The 19,571-nt window shown below is 35.3% G+C and carries 25 protein-coding genes; 5 read left to right on the plus strand and 20 right to left on the minus strand.

What is annotated here, in order from left to right; all coding sequences use genetic code 11:
• The 20 genes from rplF to rpsL all read right to left on the minus strand — a co-directional run bounded on the left by rplF (position 1) and on the right by rpsL (position 11,208).
• Positions 1 to 543 carry a 50S ribosomal protein L6 gene (rplF, locus tag ACHRV5_RS18285; RefSeq protein ID WP_395427729.1) on the minus strand — a complete coding sequence of 181 codons (543 nt, stop codon included), beginning with the start codon at positions 541 to 543 and terminating at the stop codon, positions 1 to 3.
• Between the two features lie 19 nt (positions 544 to 562).
• Positions 563 to 961, minus strand: a complete 399-nt coding sequence (rpsH, locus tag ACHRV5_RS18290) for a 30S ribosomal protein S8 (protein ID WP_017495014.1) — start codon at positions 959 to 961, stop codon at positions 563 to 565.
• A 77-nt stretch (positions 962 to 1,038) separates the two neighbouring features.
• Complete coding sequence (rpsN, locus tag ACHRV5_RS18295; RefSeq protein ID WP_007803655.1) at positions 1,039 to 1,308, minus strand: 30S ribosomal protein S14; 270 nt, start codon at positions 1,306 to 1,308, stop codon at positions 1,039 to 1,041.
• Between the two features lie 3 nt (positions 1,309 to 1,311).
• Positions 1,312 to 1,863: a 50S ribosomal protein L5 gene (gene rplE, locus ACHRV5_RS18300; protein ID WP_047774308.1), complete on the minus strand. Its 552-nt coding sequence runs from the start codon at positions 1,861 to 1,863 to the stop codon at positions 1,312 to 1,314.
• Between the two features lie 2 nt (positions 1,864 to 1,865).
• Entirely contained in the window at positions 1,866 to 2,180 is a 315-nt protein-coding gene (gene rplX, locus ACHRV5_RS18305; protein ID WP_047774310.1) for a 50S ribosomal protein L24, read from the minus strand.
• A gap of 11 nt (positions 2,181 to 2,191) precedes the next feature.
• A complete protein-coding gene (gene rplN, locus ACHRV5_RS18310; protein ID WP_007803649.1) occupies positions 2,192 to 2,560 on the minus strand; it encodes a 50S ribosomal protein L14 in 369 nt (122 codons plus the stop codon).
• Between the two features lie 2 nt (positions 2,561 to 2,562).
• Entirely contained in the window at positions 2,563 to 2,823 is a 261-nt protein-coding gene (rpsQ, locus tag ACHRV5_RS18315) for a 30S ribosomal protein S17 (protein WP_047774311.1), read from the minus strand.
• 17 nt (positions 2,824 to 2,840) lie between these two features.
• Entirely contained in the window at positions 2,841 to 3,032 is a 192-nt protein-coding gene (gene rpmC, locus ACHRV5_RS18320) for a 50S ribosomal protein L29 (protein ID WP_047774317.1), read from the minus strand.
• Positions 3,033 to 3,045: 13 nt separating this feature from the next.
• Positions 3,046 to 3,471, minus strand: coding sequence for a 50S ribosomal protein L16 (rplP, locus tag ACHRV5_RS18325; RefSeq protein ID WP_007803637.1), 426 nt, complete (start codon positions 3,469 to 3,471; stop codon positions 3,046 to 3,048).
• Between the two features lie 19 nt (positions 3,472 to 3,490).
• On the minus strand, positions 3,491 to 4,252 hold the full coding sequence (gene rpsC / locus ACHRV5_RS18330) for a 30S ribosomal protein S3 (RefSeq protein WP_007803635.1): 762 nt from the start codon (positions 4,250 to 4,252) through the stop codon (positions 3,491 to 3,493).
• Between the two features lie 5 nt (positions 4,253 to 4,257).
• On the minus strand, positions 4,258 to 4,671 hold the full coding sequence (gene rplV / locus ACHRV5_RS18335; RefSeq protein WP_007803631.1) for a 50S ribosomal protein L22: 414 nt from the start codon (positions 4,669 to 4,671) through the stop codon (positions 4,258 to 4,260).
• A 6-nt stretch (positions 4,672 to 4,677) separates the two neighbouring features.
• On the minus strand, positions 4,678 to 4,956 hold the full coding sequence (rpsS, locus tag ACHRV5_RS18340; RefSeq protein ID WP_031456039.1) for a 30S ribosomal protein S19: 279 nt from the start codon (positions 4,954 to 4,956) through the stop codon (positions 4,678 to 4,680).
• Between the two features lie 6 nt (positions 4,957 to 4,962).
• Positions 4,963 to 5,787 carry a 50S ribosomal protein L2 gene (gene rplB, locus ACHRV5_RS18345; protein ID WP_007803623.1) on the minus strand — a complete coding sequence of 275 codons (825 nt, stop codon included), beginning with the start codon at positions 5,785 to 5,787 and terminating at the stop codon, positions 4,963 to 4,965.
• A 9-nt stretch (positions 5,788 to 5,796) separates the two neighbouring features.
• Positions 5,797 to 6,087 carry a 50S ribosomal protein L23 gene (gene rplW, locus ACHRV5_RS18350; RefSeq protein ID WP_007803621.1) on the minus strand — a complete coding sequence of 97 codons (291 nt, stop codon included), beginning with the start codon at positions 6,085 to 6,087 and terminating at the stop codon, positions 5,797 to 5,799.
• A 7-nt stretch (positions 6,088 to 6,094) separates the two neighbouring features.
• The gene (rplD, locus tag ACHRV5_RS18355; RefSeq protein WP_047774320.1) at positions 6,095 to 6,724 is read right to left on the minus strand and encodes a 50S ribosomal protein L4; all 630 of its coding nucleotides are present in this window, start codon (positions 6,722 to 6,724) and stop codon (positions 6,095 to 6,097) included.
• Positions 6,724 to 7,341, minus strand: coding sequence for a 50S ribosomal protein L3 (gene rplC / locus ACHRV5_RS18360; RefSeq protein WP_007803612.1), 618 nt, complete (start codon positions 7,339 to 7,341; stop codon positions 6,724 to 6,726). Before rplC ends, rplD begins: the two co-directional genes overlap by 1 nt.
• A 404-nt stretch (positions 7,342 to 7,745) precedes the next feature.
• Entirely contained in the window at positions 7,746 to 8,051 is a 306-nt protein-coding gene (gene rpsJ, locus ACHRV5_RS18365; protein WP_007803605.1) for a 30S ribosomal protein S10, read from the minus strand.
• Between the two features lie 11 nt (positions 8,052 to 8,062).
• Positions 8,063 to 10,219 carry an elongation factor G gene (gene fusA / locus ACHRV5_RS18370; protein WP_047774322.1) on the minus strand — a complete coding sequence of 719 codons (2,157 nt, stop codon included), beginning with the start codon at positions 10,217 to 10,219 and terminating at the stop codon, positions 8,063 to 8,065.
• An 11-nt stretch (positions 10,220 to 10,230) separates the two neighbouring features.
• On the minus strand, positions 10,231 to 10,707 hold the full coding sequence (gene rpsG, locus ACHRV5_RS18375) for a 30S ribosomal protein S7 (protein WP_007803600.1): 477 nt from the start codon (positions 10,705 to 10,707) through the stop codon (positions 10,231 to 10,233).
• A gap of 117 nt (positions 10,708 to 10,824) precedes the next feature.
• A complete protein-coding gene (rpsL, locus tag ACHRV5_RS18380; protein ID WP_007136570.1) occupies positions 10,825 to 11,208 on the minus strand; it encodes a 30S ribosomal protein S12 in 384 nt (127 codons plus the stop codon).
• 182 nt (positions 11,209 to 11,390) lie between these two features.
• Here rpsL and ACHRV5_RS18385 point away from each other — a divergent pair, with 182 nt between their 5' ends.
• The 5 genes from ACHRV5_RS18385 (at position 11,391) to ACHRV5_RS18405 (ending at position 19,570) form a co-directional block, all read left to right on the plus strand.
• Positions 11,391 to 13,091 (plus strand): hypothetical protein, encoded by a 1,701-nt coding sequence (locus tag ACHRV5_RS18385; RefSeq protein ID WP_395427730.1) that lies wholly within the window; start codon positions 11,391 to 11,393, stop codon positions 13,089 to 13,091.
• A gap of 84 nt (positions 13,092 to 13,175) precedes the next feature.
• The gene (locus ACHRV5_RS18390) at positions 13,176 to 16,421 is read left to right on the plus strand and encodes a SusC/RagA family TonB-linked outer membrane protein (protein WP_395427731.1); all 3,246 of its coding nucleotides are present in this window, start codon (positions 13,176 to 13,178) and stop codon (positions 16,419 to 16,421) included.
• An 11-nt stretch (positions 16,422 to 16,432) separates the two neighbouring features.
• Positions 16,433 to 17,884 (plus strand): SusD/RagB family nutrient-binding outer membrane lipoprotein, encoded by a 1,452-nt coding sequence (locus ACHRV5_RS18395; protein WP_395427732.1) that lies wholly within the window; start codon positions 16,433 to 16,435, stop codon positions 17,882 to 17,884.
• An 85-nt stretch (positions 17,885 to 17,969) separates the two neighbouring features.
• Entirely contained in the window at positions 17,970 to 18,704 is a 735-nt protein-coding gene (gene rlmB / locus ACHRV5_RS18400) for a 23S rRNA (guanosine(2251)-2'-O)-methyltransferase RlmB (RefSeq protein WP_047774328.1), read from the plus strand.
• A gap of 56 nt (positions 18,705 to 18,760) precedes the next feature.
• Positions 18,761 to 19,570: a DUF2490 domain-containing protein gene (locus ACHRV5_RS18405; protein ID WP_395427733.1), complete on the plus strand. Its 810-nt coding sequence runs from the start codon at positions 18,761 to 18,763 to the stop codon at positions 19,568 to 19,570.
• Position 19,571 lies beyond the last annotated feature (1 nt).

Below are 19,571 nucleotides of genomic sequence, written 5' to 3' on the forward strand. Positions count from 1 at the left end.
TTAAGCTGATTTACCTGCTTTTCTTCTTAATACTTCACCCACAAATTTAACACCTTTTCCTTTATATGGCTCAGGCTTACGGAAACCTCTGATTTTCGCAGCTACTTGACCTAAAAGTTGTTTATCGAATGATGTTAATTTTACGATAGGGTTTTTACCTTTTTCAGATATTGTTTCTAAAGCTACTTCTGGAGCAATTTCTAAAACAATATTGTGAGAATATCCAAGAGCTAAATCTAACTTTTGACCTTGGTTTGAAGCTCTATAACCAACTCCAACTAATTCAAGTTCTTTTGTAAAACCTTCAGATACACCAATAATCATGTTATTGATTAATGATCTGTATAATCCGTGTTTTGCTCTTTGATCTTTATGATCAGACGATCTTTCTACTAAAACCTGATCGCCTTCAACTTTTACAGTTACGTCCGAAAACTCCTGAGTAAGTTGACCTTTTTTTCCTTTTACTGTAATAATACCGTCTTTAACTTCTACAGTTACACCAGCAGTGATTACAATTGGGCTTTTACCTATTCTTGACATCTTTATCTAGTGTTTAAAATTAGTATACGTAACAAATTACTTCACCACCTACATTTAATTGCTTAGCTTGTTTTCCAGTCATCAAACCTTTTGATGTAGAAACAATAGCAATTCCTAATCCGTTAAGGATTCTAGGTAATTTGGCAGCACCTGCGTACTTACGTAAACCAGGTTTACTAATTCTTTGGATATCTTTAATTACAGGCTCTTTAGTATCTTTATCATACTTCAAAGCAATTTTGATTGAACCCTGAACAGAGTTGTCCTCAAATTTGTAACTCAAGATATAACCTTGATCAAATAAGATCTTAGTTATTTCTTTTTTTAGATTAGAAGCTGGAATTTCAACAACTTTGTGGTTTGCAGCCACAGCGTTACGAACTCTAGTCAAATAATCTGCAATAGGATCTGTATACATATGTATTTGATTGCGATTATGGTTTTCAGGAAGCACTATGCCTCCTGAACCTTTAATCAATTTATAAACTTTTTATATTACCAGCTGGCTTTTTTAACACCTGGAATTAATCCATTGTTAGCCATTTCACGGAAAGTTACACGTGAAATACCGAATTGACGGATATACCCTCTTGGTCTACCTGTTAATTTACAACGATTGTGTAAACGAACTGGCGAAGCATTTTTAGGTAATTTTTGTAATCCTTCAAAATCTCCAGCTTCTTTCAAAGCTTTTCTTTTCTCAGCATACTTTGCTACCGTTTTTTCTCTTTTAACCTCGCGGGCTTTCATTGATTCTTTAGCCATGTCTTAATTCTTTTTAAAAGGTAAACCTAATTCAGCCAATAATGACTTTGCTTCTTTGTCAGTTTGAGCAGTAGTAACAAAAGTAATATCCATTCCTGAAATTTTGTTTACTTTATCAATATCAATTTCTGGGAAAATGATTTGCTCTAAAACTCCAAGGTTATAATTACCTCTACCATCAAATCCAGTAGCTTTAATACCACTAAAGTCTCTTACACGTGGTAAAGCAGAAGTGATAAGTCTATCTAAAAACTCATACATTCTTTCTCCACGCAAAGTAACTTTTGCTCCAATCGGCATCCCTTTTCTCAATTTGAATGACGCAACGTCTTTCTTTGAAATAGTAGATACTGCTTTTTGTCCAGTGATCTTTGTTAACTCATCAACTGCATAGTCAATAAGTTTTTTATCAGATACAGCTGCACCAACTCCACGGCTCAAAACGATTTTTTCCAATTTAGGAACTTGCATTACGTTTGTATATCCGAATTCCTCTTTAAGAGCAGCGATTACTCTACTCTTATATTCTTCTTTTAGTCTAGGTGTATATGCCATTACTATAGTACTTGATTAGATTTTTTTGAAAATCTTACTTTCTTATCTCCTTCTACTCTAATACCAACTCTAGTTGTTTCCTTAGTTTTAGGATCAATTAGTGAAATGTTAGATATTTGTATAGAAGCTTCTTTCTTAACGATACCACCTTGAGGGTTTTTAGCACTTGGTTTTGTATGTTTCGAAACCATGTTTACACCTTCAACTATCGCTTTATTTTTCTCACGGTAAACACGTACAACTTTACCTTCAGCACCTTTATGGTCTCCGGCAATTACTCTTACGATGTCTCCTGTTTTTATTTTTAGCTTTATCATCTTAAAACGAATTAAAGCACTTCTGGTGCTAATGATACAATTTTCATGAATTGTTTTTCACGAAGTTCTCTTGCTACCGGACCAAAAACACGAGTTCCTCTCATTTCCCCTGCAGCGTTCAAAAGAACACATGCATTGTCATCGAAACGGATATAAGAACCATCGGCTCTTCTCACTTCTTTTTTGGTACGTACAACAACTGCAGTTGAAACAGCTCCTTTTTTCACGTTTCCGTTTGGAGTTGCATCTTTGATAGAAACTACAATCTTGTCACCAACAGAGGCATACCTTCTTTTGGTACCTCCTAAAACACGGATAGTTAAAACTTCTTTTGCTCCCGTGTTATCTGCTACTTTTAGTCTTGATTCTTGTTGTACCATAATTATTTAGCTCTTTCTAAGATTTCAACTAATCTCCAACATTTTGATTTACTTAAAGGACGCGTTTCGCTAATTCTTACAGTATCTCCAATGTTACAGTCGTTTGTTTCGTCGTGTGCAACGTATTTCTTAGTTTTCAACACGAACTTACCGTATAATGGGTGTTTTACTCTTCTTACTTCAGCAATAACGATAGATTTATCCATCTTATTTGAAGTGACAACACCAATTCTTTCTTTTCTTAAATTTCTTTTTTCTTCCATCTTTCAGCAGAATACAATTATTGTAACTCTCTTTTAGTTAACTCTGTAGCTAATCTTGCAACTGTTCTTCTTACACTTCTAATTTGAAGTGGGTTCTCAATTGGAGAAATAGCGTGAGCCATTTTTAGGTCAGCATATGTTTTCTTAGTTTGACTAAGTTTTTCTTGCAACTCCGCTGCAGAAAGATCTTTTATTTCTGATTGTTTCATAATATAATATAAATTATGCTTCGAAATCTCTAGCAACGACGAACTTAGTTTTTACTGGAAGCTTTTGAGCTGCAAGACGTAACGCCTCTTTTGCAACTGACAAAGGAACTCCTCCAACTTCAAACATAATTCTTCCTGGTTTAACAACAGCAGCCCAATACTCAACTGCTCCTTTACCTTTACCCATACGTACTTCAAGAGGCTTCTTAGTTATAGGTTTGTCTGGAAATATTTTGATCCATAATTGTCCCTCTCTCTTCATGAAACGAGTTGCAGCAATACGTGCAGCTTCGATTTGACGAGAAGTTAAGAACATTCCATCTTCATGTACAGATTTAATACCAAACATTCCATTAGAAAGTTCATGCCCTCTTTGAGAGTTTCCTTTCATCTTACCTTTTTGTACCTTACGGTATTTTGTTCTTTTAGGCTGTAACATTTTTCTTTAGTTTAAAAATTTACTTTCTTTTACGAGCGTCTGGTTTACCACCTTTATTAAAGGGCTTTCTGTCTCCTCTTGGAGAATCGCCACCTTTACCACCACCAGTTCCGGATTGTTTTTTATCCATTCCTGCAAGTGGAGAAAGATCTCTCTTTCCATAAACTTCACCTTTCATGATCCACACTTTGATTCCCATTCTACCATAAGTAGTATGAGCTTCAGCAAGTGCATAATCGATGTCAGCTCTGAAAGTTGATAGAGGAATTCTACCTTCTTTGAAACCTTCTGAACGTGCCATCTCAGCACCATTCAAACGACCAGAAATCAAAACTTTGATACCTTCAGCGTTCATACGCATAGAAGCAGCAATAGCCATTTTGATTGCACGTCTGTAAGAAATACGGCTTTCGATTTGACGAGCGATGCTTGTAGCCACAAGATACGCATCTAACTCAGGTCTTTTGATTTCAAAGATGTTGATTTGAACCTCTTTGTCAGTAACTTTCTTAAGTTCTTCTTTTAACTTGTCTACCTCTTGTCCACCTTTTCCGATAATGATACCAGGTCTAGCAGTAGTGATAGTAACGGTTACAAGTTTTAAAGTTCTCTCGATGATTACTTTTGATACACTAGCTTTTGATAAACGAGCATGGATATACTTTCTGATTTTGTGATCTTCGGCAAGTTTATCACCGTAATCATTTCCACCATACCAGTTTGAGTCCCATCCTCTGATGATACCAAGTCTATTTCCAATTGGATTTGTCTTTTGTCCCATGCTGCTTAAGAATTGCTTTGTGTGTTATTGATAGCTCCAAGCACGATTGTTACGTGGTTAGAACGTTTTCTTATTCTGTGTGCGCGACCTTGTGGAGCTGGACGAAGTCTTTTCAACATCATTCCACCATCTACTCTGATCTCTTTAACAAATAATCCAGCCTCTTCTAAATTACCTTCACTATTTTTTTGCTCCCAGTTGTTGATTGCAGATAATAATAGTTTTTCTAGTTTTCTCGAAGCTTCTTTAGAACTGAATCTTAAGATGTTAAGTGCTCTTTCTACCTTCTGACCTCTTACCAAGTCCGCTACTAAGCGCATTTTTCTAGGTGAAGTAGGGCAGTTATTCAATTTTGCGAAAGCAATAGACTTATTAGCCTCTTTTCTCGCATCTGCTGTTTCTCTTTTACGAACTCCCATTGCTTCTTATTTTTTACCTTTATTTTTTGCTCCAGCATGACCTCTAAAAGATCTAGTTGGTGAAAACTCTCCTAATTTGTGACCTACCATGTTTTCTGTTACGTAAACTGGTACAAATTGACGACCGTTATGAACTGCGATAGTTTGTCCAACAAAGTCTGGAGTAATCATGGAAGCTCTAGACCAAGTCTTTACTACTCCATTTTTTCCGCTTTCAATGTTTTCTTGAACTTTCTTGTCTAACTTATAATGAACGAAAGGTCCTTTTTTTAATGAACGTGCCATATCTTATTATTTCTTTCTACGTTCTACGATATACTTGTTACTCGGGTTTTTCTTAGAACGAGTTCTATAACCTTTTGCTGGTATTCCATTTCTTGAACGTGGATGTCCACCAGAAGAACGTCCTTCTCCACCACCCATTGGGTGATCAACAGGGTTCATTGCAACAGGTCTTGTTCTAGGTCTTCTTCCTAACCATCTTGTTCTACCAGCTTTTCCTGATACAACTAATTGGTGATCTGAATTAGAAACAGCTCCAATAGTAGCCGAACAAGTTAACAAGATCAATCTTGTTTCACCAGATGGCATTTTAATTGTAGCATATTTTCCATCTCTTGCCATTAACTGCGCAAATGTACCAGCTGAACGAGCAATTACTGCTCCTTGACCTGGACGTAACTCAATACAAGAGATTACAGTTCCTAAAGGAATTCTGCTTAAAGGTAATGTATTACCAATTTCAGGTTGAGACTCTGGACCAGAAACTAATTTCTGACCAACTTTCAATCCGTTTTGAGCAATAACATAAGTTTTCTCACCATCAGCATAAGCTAATAAAGCGATAAATGCAGTACGATTTGGATCGTATTCGATTGATTTCACAGTAGCCGGAATTCCGTCTTTAGTTCTTTTGAAATCAATAATACGATATCTCTGCTTGTGACCACCACCCGTATAACGCATGGTCATCTTTCCTTGACTATTTCTACCTCCAGAGTTTTTTATCGGCGCTATCAAAGAGCGTTCCGGCTTATCAGTTGTAATGGCGTCATAACCATTCACAACTCTAAATCGCTGACCTGGGGTAATAGGTTTTAATTTTCTTACTGACATTTTTCTATCTTAGATATTGTTGTAAAAATCAATTGTTTCTCCTTCTTGTACTTGAACAATCGCTTTCTTAATTGCATTTGTCTTTCCACTGATCAAACCACTTTTAGTGTATTTTGTAGTTCTATCCGGTCTAACGTTCATCGTGTTAACACTAACGATAGTTACTCCATAAGCAGCTTCGATAGCTTTCTTAATTTGAACTTTGTTTGCTTTTTTGTCAACAACGAATCCGAAGCGGTTTAAAACTTCACTTTCTTTGGTTACTTTTTCCGTTACTATAGGTCTAATTATGATGCTCATATTCCTATTATTTACTTAAATTTTCTTCAATTAACTCCAAAGAACCTTCTAAAAGCACTAAATTATTAGTGTTTAAAATAGCGTAAGTGCTTAATTCTGAGCTCTTTACAACATTTGAAGCCTTTAAATTGCGTGACGACAAATATACATTTTTATTCGTCTCTCCCAACACAAATAAAGATTTTTTATCTTCTAACCCTAAAGCTTTCAAAACGTTAATGAAATTTTTAGTGTTTGGTGTTTCAAAATTAAAGTCTTCAAGAACGATGATATTCGACTCTTTTGCTTTGATTGAGAAAGCTGATTTTCTAGCCAATCTCTTCAAGCTTTTATTCAATTTGAATGAATAACTTCTTGGTCTTGGTCCAAAAATTGTTCCACCACCTTTAAACAATGGATTTTTGATACTACCCGCACGAGCTGTACCAGTTCCTTTTTGTTTTTTAATCTTACGTGTACTACCAGTAACTTCAGCTCTTTCTTTAGCCTTATGAGTACCTTGTCTTTGATTAGCAAGATATTGCTTAACATCAAGATATACAGCGTGATTGTTTGGTTCAATTGCGAATACTGAATCAGAAAGTTGAACTTTTCTTCCAGTATCTTTTCCGTTGAAATCTAATACTTTTACTTCCATTACTTCTGAATGATTACATAAGAGTTTTTATGTCCAGGAACACATCCTTTAATAACAAGTAGGTTCTTTTCAGCCACTACTTTTAAAACTCTAAGGTTTTGTACTTTTACATTATCTCCTCCCATTCTTCCAGCCATACGCATTCCTTTGAATACTCTAGATGGATAAGAAGAAGCTCCCACAGAACCTGGCGCTCTTAAACGGTTATGTTGACCATGAGTTGCTTGACCAACACCACCAAAACCGTGACGTTTTACAACACCTTGGAAACCTTTACCTTTAGACACACCTTGTACATCTACAAATTCTCCTTCAGCAAAAATAGAAACATCAATAAGATCTCCTAATTTTTGTTCAGTTGCGAAATCTTGGAATTCAACGACTTTTTTCTTAGCAACAGTTCCAGCTTTTTTAAAGTGACCTAAAGCCGCTTTAGTAGAATGTTTCTCGTTTTTGTCATCGAAACCAAGTTGCAACGCTTCGTACCCGTCAACACCTTTGGTTCTGACTTGGGTAACAACACACGGCCCAGCCTCGATTACTGTACAAGGAATGTTTTTCCCGTTTTCGTCGAAAATACTAGTCATGCCGATTTTTTTACCAATTAACCCAGACATAAATATTAATTATTAATTACTAAAATTCCCTTCAATTTGAAAATAACAGAAATTTCCAAACAGGGAGTGCAAAAGTAGCTATTAAAATTGAATATACCAAACAGTTACAAAAATTAAATCGCTCATAATCAAAATCCAAGCCCGAAATCAAACTTCATCTACCGCATAATTATAGAAAAAATAAAAATATTTTCCTTAACCAAAAACAACAAAATACTTAACAATTACATCATAATTAAAAACAAAAAACGTTGCCAACAGCCTAAAATAAAGACCTTTCGCTAAAACAAACATTATTTTTACAAAAATGAAACACAACAATTCACCCGGAAGAAAAAACTTAAAAGCATAAAAAAAGCGGAACATTTCTGTTCCGCTTTTTATTTATAAAATATAATAAAAAATTATACTTTAATCTCTACTTCAACCCCACTTGGCAATTCAAGTTTCATTAAAGCATCAATTGTTTTAGATGAAGACGAGTAAATATCGATCAATCTTTTGTACGACATTACTTCGAATTGCTCTCTCGCTTTTTTGTTAACGTGCGGAGAACGTAATACAGTGAAAAGTTTTTTGTGAGTTGGCAACGGGATTGGACCTGTTACAACCGCTCCAGTAGTTTTTACTGTTTTTACGATCTTTTCAGCAGATTTATCTACCAACATGTGATCGTAAGATTTTAGTTTTATTCTGATTTTTTGACTCATTTTCTTAAGAATTAAGCGTTACCTTTTGCTTTTTTAATTACCGCTTCTGAAATATTAGAAGGCGTTTCTGCATAGTGAGAAAACTCCATTGTTGAAGTAGCTCTACCAGAAGATAATGTTCTCAATGTAGTAACATATCCAAACATCTCTGATAATGGCACATCAGCTTTAATAGTTTTAGCACCATTTCTGTCACCCATATCATTAACCTGACCTCTACGACGGTTGATATCACCTACGATATCTCCCATGTTTTCTTCAGGAGTAATAACTTCCATTTTCATGATTGGCTCAAGAACAATTGCACCAGCAGCTTTAGCTACTTCTCTATAACCCATTCTAGCAGCTAACTCAAAAGAAAGTGCATCAGAATCGACAGGGTGGAAAGATCCGTCTGTCAAAGTTACTTTCAAACTATCCACTTGATAACCAGCCAAAGGACCAGTTTTCATAGCTTCACGGAAACCTTTTTCTACAGATGGAATATATTCCTTAGGAACGTTACCACCTTTTACAGCATTAATAAACTGTAATCCTTTTGGAACTTTACCATCAACTTCATCAGCAGGCTCAAGTGTAAATACGATATCACCGAATTTACCACGACCTCCAGATTGTTTCTTGTAAGTTTCTCTGTGTGTTGCAGTTCTTGTAAACGCTTCTTTATACTCAACTTGAGGCTCACCTTGGTTCACTTCAACTTTAAATTCACGTTTCATACGATCTACTAAGATATCTAAGTGAAGCTCACCCATACCTGAGATAATTGTTTGACCAGAAGCCTCATCAGTTCTAACCGTAAACGTTGGATCCTCTTCAGCTAATTTAGCTAAAGCCATACCCATTTTATCTACGTCAGCTTTTGTTTTAGGCTCAATAGCAATACCAATTACCGGTGCAGGGAATTTCATAGACTCAAGAATAATTGGGTGTTTTTCATCACACAATGTATCTCCAGTTTTAATATCTTTAAAACCAACAGCAGCTCCAATATCTCCAGCCTCAATATATTCGATTGGATTTTGTTTGTTAGCGTGCATTTGGTAAATACGAGAAATTCTTTCTTTACTACCAGAACGTGTATTCAAAACGTAAGAACCTGCGTCCAAACGACCAGAATAAGCACGGAAGAAAGCTAAACGACCTACGAATGGGTCAGTAGCAATTTTAAATGCTAAAGCTGCGAATGGCTCTTTAACATCTGGCTTACGTAAAATTTTAACTTGATCTTCTTCTAATAATTCAGCATCATCAGGGTGAATTCCTTCGATACCTTCTTTATCCATTGGAGATGGCAAATATTTACATACTGCATCTAACATGAACTGAACACCTTTATTTTTGAAAGAAGAACCAGCAATCATAGGAATGATAGCCATGTCAATTGTAGCAGCTCTTAAAGCAACATTAATTTCTTCTTCAGTAATAGAGTTTTCATCTTCCATGAATTTCTCCAACAAGTTCTCATCGTAATCAGCAACTGCCTCGATAAGAATTGATCTGTATTCTTTTACTTCTGCAACCATATCCTCAGGGATAGGCACAATATCAAAAGTAGCTCCTTGAGTAGCATCATGCCAAACGATTGCTTGGTTTTTTACTAAATCAACAACACCTTTAAAATCATTTTCTTCACCAATAGGTAAAGTGATCGCAACAGCATTAGATTTCAACATATCACGAACTTGTTGACAAACTGCCAAAAAGTTAGATCCTTGACGGTCCATTTTATTAACAAACCCCATACGTGGAACTCTATATTGATCAGCAAGTCTCCAGTTAGTTTCTGATTGAGGCTCAACACCATCAACAGCACTAAACAAGAACACTAAACCATCAAGCACACGTAAAGAACGGTTTACCTCTACAGTAAAATCAACGTGTCCAGGAGTATCAATAATATTAAAGTGGTAAGGCAATGTTTCAGGCAACGTTTTACCTTGCTCAGTTGGAAAATTCCACTCACAAGTTGTAGCTGCTGAAGTAATTGTAATACCTCTTTCTTGCTCTTGAGCCATCCAGTCCATTGTTGCAGCACCATCGTGTACTTCACCAATTTTGTGTGACTTTCCAGTATAAAAAAGAATACGCTCAGTTGTTGTTGTTTTACCAGCATCAATGTGAGCAGCAATTCCGATATTTCTTGTATATTTTAAATCTCTAGCCATTTCTTTACGAATTAAAATCTAAAGTGAGAGAAAGCTTTATTAGCTTCTGCCATTTTGTGAGTATCCATTCTTTTCTTAACAGCAGCACCTTCTTCTTTAGCAGCAGCTAAACATTCTGACGCTAAACGTTGTGCCATAGATTTTTCATTTCTTCTTCTTGAATAAAGTATTAACCACTTCATTGCCATAGAAATTTTTCTGTCTGGTCTAATTTGCATTGGAATTTGAAATGTAGCTCCACCAACTCTACGACTACGTACTTCTACGTGAGGCATAACGTTTGTTAAAGCATCTTTCCAAATTTCTAATGAAGATTTTTCTGAATCTTGCTTTTTAGACTCAATGATGTCAATTGCATCATAAAATACTTTGAAAGCCGTAGATTTCTTACCATCCCACATTAAGTTGTTCACAAAACGCGTTACCAATTGGTCATTAAACCTTGGATCTGGTAAAAGTGGTCTTTTCTTTGCCGCTCTTTTTCTCATGTCTTTTTTTTAATAAAAAGTTATAGGTTATCCGTTAAATGTTATGTGTCATCCATTTTAGCTTACGCTTTAACTTCAAACCCTTAACTCCTAACCTCCAACTCTTAACGTTTTAAATTACTTTTTTGCTTCTTTTGGGCGTTTAGCACCGTACTTAGATCTTCTTTGCGTTCTTCCTGCAACTCCTGACGTGTCAAGCGCTCCACGAACGATATGATATCTAACACCTGGTAAATCTTTTACCCTTCCACCTCTAACTAATACTATCGAGTGCTCTTGTAAATTGTGTCCTTCTCCAGGGATGTAAGCATTCACCTCATTACCATTTGTCAAACGTACACGCGCAACTTTACGCATTGCAGAGTTTGGTTTTTTTGGTGTAGTAGTGTAAACACGCGTACAAACCCCTCTTCTTTGAGGACAAGAATCTAAAGCAACCGATTTACTCTTCTTAGTTATCTGAGTTCTTCCTGTTCTTACTAATTGTTGAATTGTTGGCATAATTAATACTAAAAATTTATTATGTATATTAAATTCCCGCTTTTTACGGGGTTGCAAATGTATAAAATATTTTTCACTATACAAACGTTAATTCATTAATTTTCAATAACATTATTTATACTTATGATTTTACAAACAAACAATAGATATTTGCAATACAATTATTAAACTTAATTTAACACTTGAAACAGCTTCTAAACATATTGATTTTCATTTTTGGACTTAGCTGCCATGCCCAAAACTTTTATTTAAAAATAAACGGAACCAATCAAATTGAAAACAAAACTATCGATTCGCTAAATTACACAACAAAACACAACAACATAAAATCATTGTTTGACGAAATCAACAACACCTCAAAAAAGCTTTCTAAAAAAGGATACCCGGACAACAAAACAGTAGAAACCAGCAAACTAAACGACAGTACTTACATATCGGTCATAAATCTTAAAAACAGAATAAAACTGGCCCGTATATATATAGGTAGAAATAATTCTTTTTTCAAAACATCAAAAAACCAAAACGACACTATCGTCATCCCTTATGTTGAGATAGAAAACTATCTGAACCAAAAAACAATTGAAGCCGAAAAGCTTGGTTACGCATTAAGCAAGATAAAACTTGAAAATATCACCAGAAAGAATTCAATAATTTACGCCGACTTAAACTTTAAATCCGAAAAAAAACGTGTCCTAAATTCAATTATTCTCAATTACACAAACAGTGATGGAAAAGATTTTTTTCCAAAAGGACACTTAAAACAACTCAATAAAAAATACATCAACAAAACTTTTAATCAGGAAATAACAAAAGAATTATACGATGATATAAACCGCTTTGAATTCATTACCCAAACAAAATATCCTGAAATATTATTCACCAACGATTCAACCAAAATCTACACCTACATAGAAAAAAGAAAAGCAAACACTTTTGACGGATACATCGGCTTCTCTAATGACGAAAACAAAAAAATCAACCTTAACGGATACCTCGATGTTACCTTGCAAAACATTCTTCATTCCGGGGAAAAATTCTCCTTGTACTGGAAGAGCGATGGAAACCAGCAAAAAACTTTTAACACAAAACTAGAAATCCCATACATTTTCAAAACTTCATTGGGAATAAAAGCGCAACTCAACATATTTAAGCAAGACAGCACCTTTCAAAACACAAAAACAGCAATTGATTTAGGATACTACATCAACTACAATTCCAAAATATATCTGGGCTATCAATCTACCGAATCAAGCGATATTCAAAACACAAACAATTCTACTATTAGCGACTACAACAACTCCTACACTACTACAACTTTTGAATACAAAAAAGTAGATCCTATAAACAATCTCTTCCCTAAAAAAGCCTTTGCAAACGTCATAATTGGCTATGGAAAAAGAGACACAAACAATGATCCGGATACCGCAGGACCAAGTAAACAATTTTTCATCAACCTGGAAATTTCCTACAATTTTAAACTAAATGAAAAGAATTTTATTAGTATTAATTCACAGAATTTCTATTTAAAAAGCAAAAGTTATATTTCGAATGAACTATATCGTTTTGGCGGAATTAATTCCATCAGAGGTTTTTTAGAAAACAGTTTACAAGCCAATTTCAATTCGTTAATTCTTACAGAATACAGATATATCGTCTCTAAAAACTTATATCTAAATTCTATCGTCGATTATGGCTTATACCAAGACTTAACCAACACCTCAAACAAAAGCGAAATCAAAAAATTAATAGGAATCGGAATTGGAACTGCGATACAAACCAAAAATGGTTTATTAAAAATCACACTAACGAACGGAGGCGAGAATATTCAGGAAATGCAATTATATAACAGTATCATAAACATATGTTATAATGTTAAATTTTAGCGTTTATCAAAAAAAGATTTTTATTTATTAGGAAAGTTAACAAATTATTAAGAGTTTTGCGATACTAATTCAAAATATTTAAAAATGAAACTAAAGTTCAATGGATTCTTAGTACTATTGCTAGTACTAGTGGCGCAACTAACTTTCGCGCAAGAAAGAGTTGTTTCAGGAATGGTTTCTGACAATACAGGAATGCCTCTTCCAGGGGTAAGTGTATTGATCAAAGGAACAAAATCTGGAACACAAACTGATTTTGATGGTAAATTCTCTATCAAAGCATCAACAAGCCAAGTTTTGGTATTCAGCTACATTGGGATGAAAACTCAGGAAGTAGCAGCAAGCTCATCCTCACTTAATGTAAAATTAGGCGCAGATGCAAACGAACTTGAAGCAGTTGTTGTAACAACAGCTTTAGGTATTAAAAGAGAGAAAAAATCTCTTGGATACTCTGCACAACAAGTAACTGCTGAGCAAGTATCAACAGTTCCTACAGGAAACTTCGTAAACAACTTAACAGGAAAAGTTGCTGGTCTTAGTGTAACCAATGGTACAAACTTTGGAGGATCTACAAACGTAGTTCTTAGAGGTTTCAAATCACTTTTGGGAGACAACCAGGCTTTATTCGTAGTTGATGGGGTGCCAATTTTGAACAGTAACGTAAACAGTGCTGATCAAAAAAGTGGTAGAGGTGGTTACGATTATGGTAACGCTGCTTCAGATATCAACCCAAATAACATTGCAGATATTAACGTACTGAAAGGTGCAGCTGCAACAGCTCTTTACGGATCTAGAGCACAAAATGGAGCGATTATCATTACTACTAAAAAAGGAAAAGCAAGAACTGACTTAGCTGTAGAATTTTCATCTTCTTACACTATGTCTTCTGTAGACAAAAAAACTTTCCCTGAATATCAAAGTCAATACGGACAAGGATATTTAGGACAATCATTTGGAAGCTACCAAGGACAACCAAGACCTAGTACTACACATGATGCTTCTTACGGACCAAAATTTGATGGTGCACTAATTTGGCAATACGACGCCTTTATCCCTGGTTCACCAACATACGGACAAAGAACTCCATGGGAAGCTGCCAAAAATGGTCCAATCGAATTTTTTGACACTGCGACATCTACAATCAACAACATCTCGTTAAACGGTGGAACTGAAAAGGCAACTTACAGATTGACTTATGCTAACACCAACAGTGATGATATTATGCCAAATGCTTTATTAAGCAAAAACAACTTTAATGCTAGTGCTACTTACAAGTTTAACGATAAATTAAGTTCAACTTTTAACGCTACTTACGTATCGCAAAACACCAGAAACAGAAATACGACTGGTTACGGTGGAAACAACGTGGCTGGTTTCAGACAATGGTGGGCAACAAACGTTGACATTAAAGAGCAAAAATACCTTTACGAATTAGGTCACCAAAATTACACATGGAACATTAAAAGTCCAACAAACATTGCTCCTCAATACTGGGACAACCCTTATTTCACAAGATACCAAAATTACAACAATGACAGCAGAAAAAGATTTGCTGCCAATGCTAGTATTACTTATGATGTATCTAAAAGCTTAAGCTTTACTGGTAGAATGGGTACTGACGGTTTCACAATGAGAACTGAAGACAGAATAGCTGCTGGTTCAATTCCTGCAACTCTTGGATCAAACTCAAACGGTCAAAACTTACCTGTTCAACCATCTGGTTATGCATTGGACATCTATGATTTTAGTGAACAAAACTATGACTTCTTAGCTACTTACAAAAAAGACTTAGCTGAAGAATTAAATCTTAATGTTGTTTTAGGAACAAACTATAACGTACAAAGCAGATTTATCAACCAACAAATGACATCAGGAGGATTATACATCCCAGGATTGTATACTATTTCGAATTCAGTATCAGCTCCTGCTTTACCTAGAATCATAGACACAAGAAAAGAAGTACTTGGTTTATTTGCACAGGCAACATTAGGATACAAAGGAACTTACTACTTTGAAGGTTCTGTAAGAAGAGATGAGTCATCTGCATTACCTCAAGACAACAATGCATATTGGTACTCTGCAGTATCAGCAAGTGTTGTTTTCTCAAACTGGTTAAAAGATGTTGAATTCATTAATTTTGGTAAATTCAGAGCAGCTTACGCTCAAGTAGGTTCTGACACTGATCCTAACCAATTAATGGACACCTATACAGCAAGAAATCCATTCGGAACACCTGTTTATTCGTTCAACACTACTAAGAAAAATGCAAACCTAAAACCACAACAGTTAGACAATGTCGAGTTAGGTTTAAACATGCAATTCGCAAAAAACAGACTTGGATTTGATGTTGCTTGGTTCCAAAACAAAGCATACGATCAAATTTTACCATTACCTGTATCAACAGCTACCGGATCTTCATTTAACACAGTAAATGCTGGTACATTGACAACAAAAGGATTTGAGGTTACCCTTAATGCTACTCCTTTTAAAACAGACAACTTTGCTTGGGATGTAAACATTAACTGGTCAAACCCAAATACTAAAGTTACAAAACTAGCTCCTGGTATCGAAAACATCAATATCAACTCACTACAAGGTGGTATCAGTATCAATGCTCCTCTTAACCAAGATTACGGTCAAATTTGGGGAACAACTTATGTGTTAGATAATTCTGGAAACAGAATCATCGGAGACAATGGTGCTTATGTAGTTTCTACTACAACTGACAACAAATTAGGAACCTACCAAGCTGACTGGACTGGTGGTATCAATAATAAATTCACTTACAAAAATCTTTCTTTCAGCTTCTTAATTGACATCAAGAAAGGTGGAGAGATGTTCTCTCTTGATCAATATTATGGATATGGAACTGGTATTTACGCTAACTCAGTTGGAAACAATGACCTAGGATTCCCAATAAGAAACACATTAGCAAATAATGGAGGTGAAATTCTAAAAGGTGTAATGGCTAACCCTGCTTACACGCCAGGAGGTAACCAACCACAATACATCACAAACACAACCAGATTAGACAGATCTCAATCTAGCCAAGTTTTAGGTACAGATCCACCTGCTGAAGCATTTATTTATGATGCTGGATTTGTAAAATTAAGAGAAGTTGTTTTTACTTATAATCTTCCAGAAAGTATAATCGGAAAATCTATAAAAGGAGCTTCATTTAGCTTAATAGGTAACAATCTTTGGATAATTGACAAAAGCTTACCATATGCTGATCCGGAAGCTGGATTATCTTCAGGTAACACACAAGGATACCAATCAGGACCTATGCCGACAACAAGAAATATTTCTTTTAATGTCAAAGTTAATTTTTAAAAAAAATGGAAATGAAAAAAATCATAGCAATATTAACCATTGGTCTGTCGATGACAGCTTGTGTTAATGAGGACATAAATACAGACCCACACAGTGCATATACCACTGTACCGGGATCACTAGTTACTTACACGCAAAAGGAATTAAGTGATTACGTAAATACACCAAGTGTAAACGAAAACAACTTTAGACTGACGATGCAGTATTGGCAGGAAACAACTTATGTAAATGAGAGTAATTATGATTTTACAAACAGAAATGTTTCTAATAACATCTTTTTGCTTAATTATGTAAACATCCTAAACAACCTTGGTAAGGCAAAAGAAATTATCAATGTATATGATCCAACACCAACCGAGGCACCAAACTGGCCTGTTAACAAACAAAATCAATTAGCAATAGTTGACTTAATGCAAGTTTACACTTATCAGCTTTTAGTAGATACTTTTGGAAACGTTCCTTATACTCAGGCAGCAAATCTTAATGCTTATCCATTACCTGTATATGATGACGGAGCTACTATCTACGTAGATTTGATTAAAAGAGTTGATGCAGCCACTGCTAAATTAGTAAACACTACATCAACCACTGACTTTGACACTTTTACTGATGGTGACAAATATTACGCTGGATCTATTCAAAAGTGGAGAATATTTGCAAATTCCTTAAAATTAAAACTAGCAATAGGAATAGCAGATTCAAATCCAACTTTAGCACAAACTACTGCAAATGCAGCTATTGCTGCTGGGGTAATGACTTCTCCTGCTGATAATGCTCAATTACCGTATTTAGCTGCATCGCCAAACTACAATCCTTTGTTTGAAAACCTTTCTGCAAGCGGTAGAGATGATTTCTTCGCTGGAAAAACATTAGTTGACTACATGAACACAACTAATGATCCAAGAATAAGCCATTATTATGATCCAATAACTGGTGGAACTTATGTTGGTCAAGTAATTGGTCAAGGTGGTGAATTTGGAACTTTTTCTAATATTGGCGAATTTGCTTACACCGCAACAACACCAGGTGTTATTTTAAACTACACAGAAGTTGCTTTTTATATTGCTGAGGCTAATGCACGTTGGACTCCAGCAGCAGCAGCAACAGCTTACACTACAGCCGTAACTGCATCTATCGTAGAATGGGGTGGTACTCCGGCACAGGCTACAGCATATCTTCTAACAAAACCATATGATGCTGCTAATTGGAAAAAATCAATTGGAGAGCAAGCTTGGGTAGCGATGTTTAATCAAGGATTAACTTCTTGGAATTTCTGGAGAAGATTAGATTTCCCTGTTTTAACAGCTCCAACTACTGCTATTATCAATGCAGGTGGTAAAGTTCCTGTGAGAATGGCTTATCCTGCTCTTGAACAACAAGTAAATAACTCAAACTGGAAAGCTGCATCTACAGCAATCGGTGGAGATTTATTGACAACAAAATTATTCTGGGATAAATTCTAATTTTATTCTCAAATAAATATATTAAACCACTCTGTTCATTCAGAGTGGTTTTTTTTTATATAAACATTATCCCTATATTTGCCCTATGGAAAAAGAACATCAAATATTTGGAATTAGAGCCATTATAGAAGCAATTCAGGCAGGTAAAGAAGTAGATAAAGTATTCATCCAAAAAGAGATTTCCGGTGAGCTAATGAAAGATTTGATGAAGGTGATGAAACGCGCCAACATAAATTTTTCCTATGTTCCTGTAGAAAAACTAAACCGACTAACACCTAACAATCACCAGGGTGCTGTAGCAACAATCTCCCCTATTGGTTTTATCGATTTAGAGCATTTGGTTGAATCAACAATCGAGTCAGGTACCAAACCTTTATTTCTTATACTGGATCAGATTTCAGATGCAAGAAATTTTGGCGCTATTATTCGTACTGCTGAATGTACAGGTGTAAACGGAATCATCGTTCAGAAAGCAGGATCTGCTCCTGTGAATGGAGATACTGTTAAAACATCAGCCGGAGCCGTTTTTAATGTGCCTATCTGTAAAGTTGAACATATTAAAGATGCGATCTTTTATTTACAAGGTTCAGGAATCAAAACCGTTGCCGCTACTGAAAAAACAGAGCAAACTATTTATGATTTATCTTTAAACGAACCTGTTGCAATAATAATGGGATCTGAAGATCGCGGAATAAACCCGTCTGTACTTAAAATTGTAGATGAAAAAGCAAAACTTCCAATGTTTGGAACAATTGGTTCTTTAAATGTTTCTGTTGCTTGTGGAGCATTCTTATATGAGGCTGTACGTCAAAGAAGCTAAATAGATCAGAAGTTTAGATTTTAGATTGGTAATGAATAATTTTAACTTAAAATCGAATGCATTCATACTTGCCGTTAAAACGATCCTTACAAAAACTTTTCATACTTTTATCCATAACAGTACTTTCAGATTACTGTTATGGACAAAAGACTACCTATAATCAATTCTGGAATGAGATTCAATTTACACGTACTTTAAACGAAAAATGGTCTGCAGAATTAGATCTCGCAAACTCCTTTAGCAGTACAGAATCCTCTTCCAATCTTTTCGAAAATAATGTACAGCGCTCTTTTAGATTTTGGGGAAATTACTACCTAACTCCGAGATGGAAGACTTCAGCCTTCGTAGCTTATTACGACAATAAGGATGTACCAGAAATTGGACAATTTAAATCCCCGGAATGGAGATTTGCGCTTCAGGGTACCTACTATTTTCACAAAATAGGTTATAGTTTAACCACGAGAATGCGTTTAGAGCTGCGACACATTAGAGATGAAAATCTAGAATATGAAAACGTTTTACGGTATCGGCAACAAATTAAATACCTAAAACCATTAAATAGTAAAGTACTACGAAAAGGAGTCATTTACGCAATAGCCTCTGATGAAATATTCTTAAAATCCGGCACAAAAGTGACTGGAGAAAGTTTCTTCGATCGAAATAGATTTAATATCGGAGCCGGCTATTTATTTAATGATGACATACAGCTTGAACTTACTTATGCCAATGAATATCTCCCAAGAAACAATGGTGATCAAATAGTAAATGCAGCTTCGTTAACACTAACTTTTAACAATCTGTACAAAAACGTTAGAAAGAAACTATCTCACAAAAATGATCCCCCAGTTACTAAAGAGGACGAGTAGC

Origin of the sequence: Flavobacterium sp. FlaQc-52 (assembly GCF_044007495.1) — a bacterium.
Classification (GTDB): Bacteria; Bacteroidota; Bacteroidia; order Flavobacteriales; family Flavobacteriaceae; genus Flavobacterium; species Flavobacterium cupriresistens.

Bases quoted from the DNA above. Each gene is read 5' to 3' on its own strand.
- ACHRV5_RS18405 (WP_395427733.1), top strand. From the start codon at position 18,761: ATGCATTCATACTTGCCGTTAAAACGATCCTTACAAAAACTTTTCATA.
- rpsG (WP_007803600.1), bottom strand. From the start codon at position 10,707: ATGAGAAAAAGAGCGGCAAAGAAAAGACCACTTTTACCAGATCCAAGG.
- rplN (WP_007803649.1), bottom strand. From the start codon at position 2,560: ATGGTACAACAAGAATCAAGACTAAAAGTAGCAGATAACACGGGAGCA.
- rplE (WP_047774308.1), bottom strand. From the start codon at position 1,863: ATGGCATATACACCTAGACTAAAAGAAGAATATAAGAGTAGAGTAATC.
- ACHRV5_RS18395 (WP_395427732.1), top strand. From the start codon at position 16,433: ATGAAAAAAATCATAGCAATATTAACCATTGGTCTGTCGATGACAGCT.
- rplP (WP_007803637.1), bottom strand. From the start codon at position 3,471: ATGTTACAGCCTAAAAGAACAAAATACCGTAAGGTACAAAAAGGTAAG.
- rplX (WP_047774310.1), bottom strand. From the start codon at position 2,180: ATGATAAAGCTAAAAATAAAAACAGGAGACATCGTAAGAGTAATTGCC.
- rpsL (WP_007136570.1), bottom strand. From the start codon at position 11,208: ATGCCAACAATTCAACAATTAGTAAGAACAGGAAGAACTCAGATAACT.
- fusA (WP_047774322.1), bottom strand. From the start codon at position 10,219: ATGGCTAGAGATTTAAAATATACAAGAAATATCGGAATTGCTGCTCAC.
- rplV (WP_007803631.1), bottom strand. From the start codon at position 4,671: ATGGGAGTTCGTAAAAGAGAAACAGCAGATGCGAGAAAAGAGGCTAAT.
- rpmC (WP_047774317.1), bottom strand. From the start codon at position 3,032: ATGAAACAATCAGAAATAAAAGATCTTTCTGCAGCGGAGTTGCAAGAA.
- rpsJ (WP_007803605.1), bottom strand. From the start codon at position 8,051: ATGAGTCAAAAAATCAGAATAAAACTAAAATCTTACGATCACATGTTG.
- rplC (WP_007803612.1), bottom strand. From the start codon at position 7,341: ATGTCTGGGTTAATTGGTAAAAAAATCGGCATGACTAGTATTTTCGAC.
- rpsQ (WP_047774311.1), bottom strand. From the start codon at position 2,823: ATGGAAGAAAAAAGAAATTTAAGAAAAGAAAGAATTGGTGTTGTCACT.
- rpsN (WP_007803655.1), bottom strand. From the start codon at position 1,308: ATGGCTAAAGAATCAATGAAAGCCCGCGAGGTTAAAAGAGAAAAAACG.
- ACHRV5_RS18390 (WP_395427731.1), top strand. From the start codon at position 13,176: ATGAAACTAAAGTTCAATGGATTCTTAGTACTATTGCTAGTACTAGTG.
- rpsH (WP_017495014.1), bottom strand. From the start codon at position 961: ATGTATACAGATCCTATTGCAGATTATTTGACTAGAGTTCGTAACGCT.
- rplD (WP_047774320.1), bottom strand. From the start codon at position 6,724: ATGGAAGTAAAAGTATTAGATTTCAACGGAAAAGATACTGGAAGAAAA.
- rplF (WP_395427729.1), bottom strand. From the start codon at position 543: ATGTCAAGAATAGGTAAAAGCCCAATTGTAATCACTGCTGGTGTAACT.
- rpsC (WP_007803635.1), bottom strand. From the start codon at position 4,252: ATGGGACAAAAGACAAATCCAATTGGAAATAGACTTGGTATCATCAGA.
- rlmB (WP_047774328.1), top strand. From the start codon at position 17,970: ATGGAAAAAGAACATCAAATATTTGGAATTAGAGCCATTATAGAAGCA.
- rpsS (WP_031456039.1), bottom strand. From the start codon at position 4,956: ATGGCACGTTCATTAAAAAAAGGACCTTTCGTTCATTATAAGTTAGAC.
- rplW (WP_007803621.1), bottom strand. From the start codon at position 6,087: ATGAGCATCATAATTAGACCTATAGTAACGGAAAAAGTAACCAAAGAA.
- rplB (WP_007803623.1), bottom strand. From the start codon at position 5,787: ATGTCAGTAAGAAAATTAAAACCTATTACCCCAGGTCAGCGATTTAGA.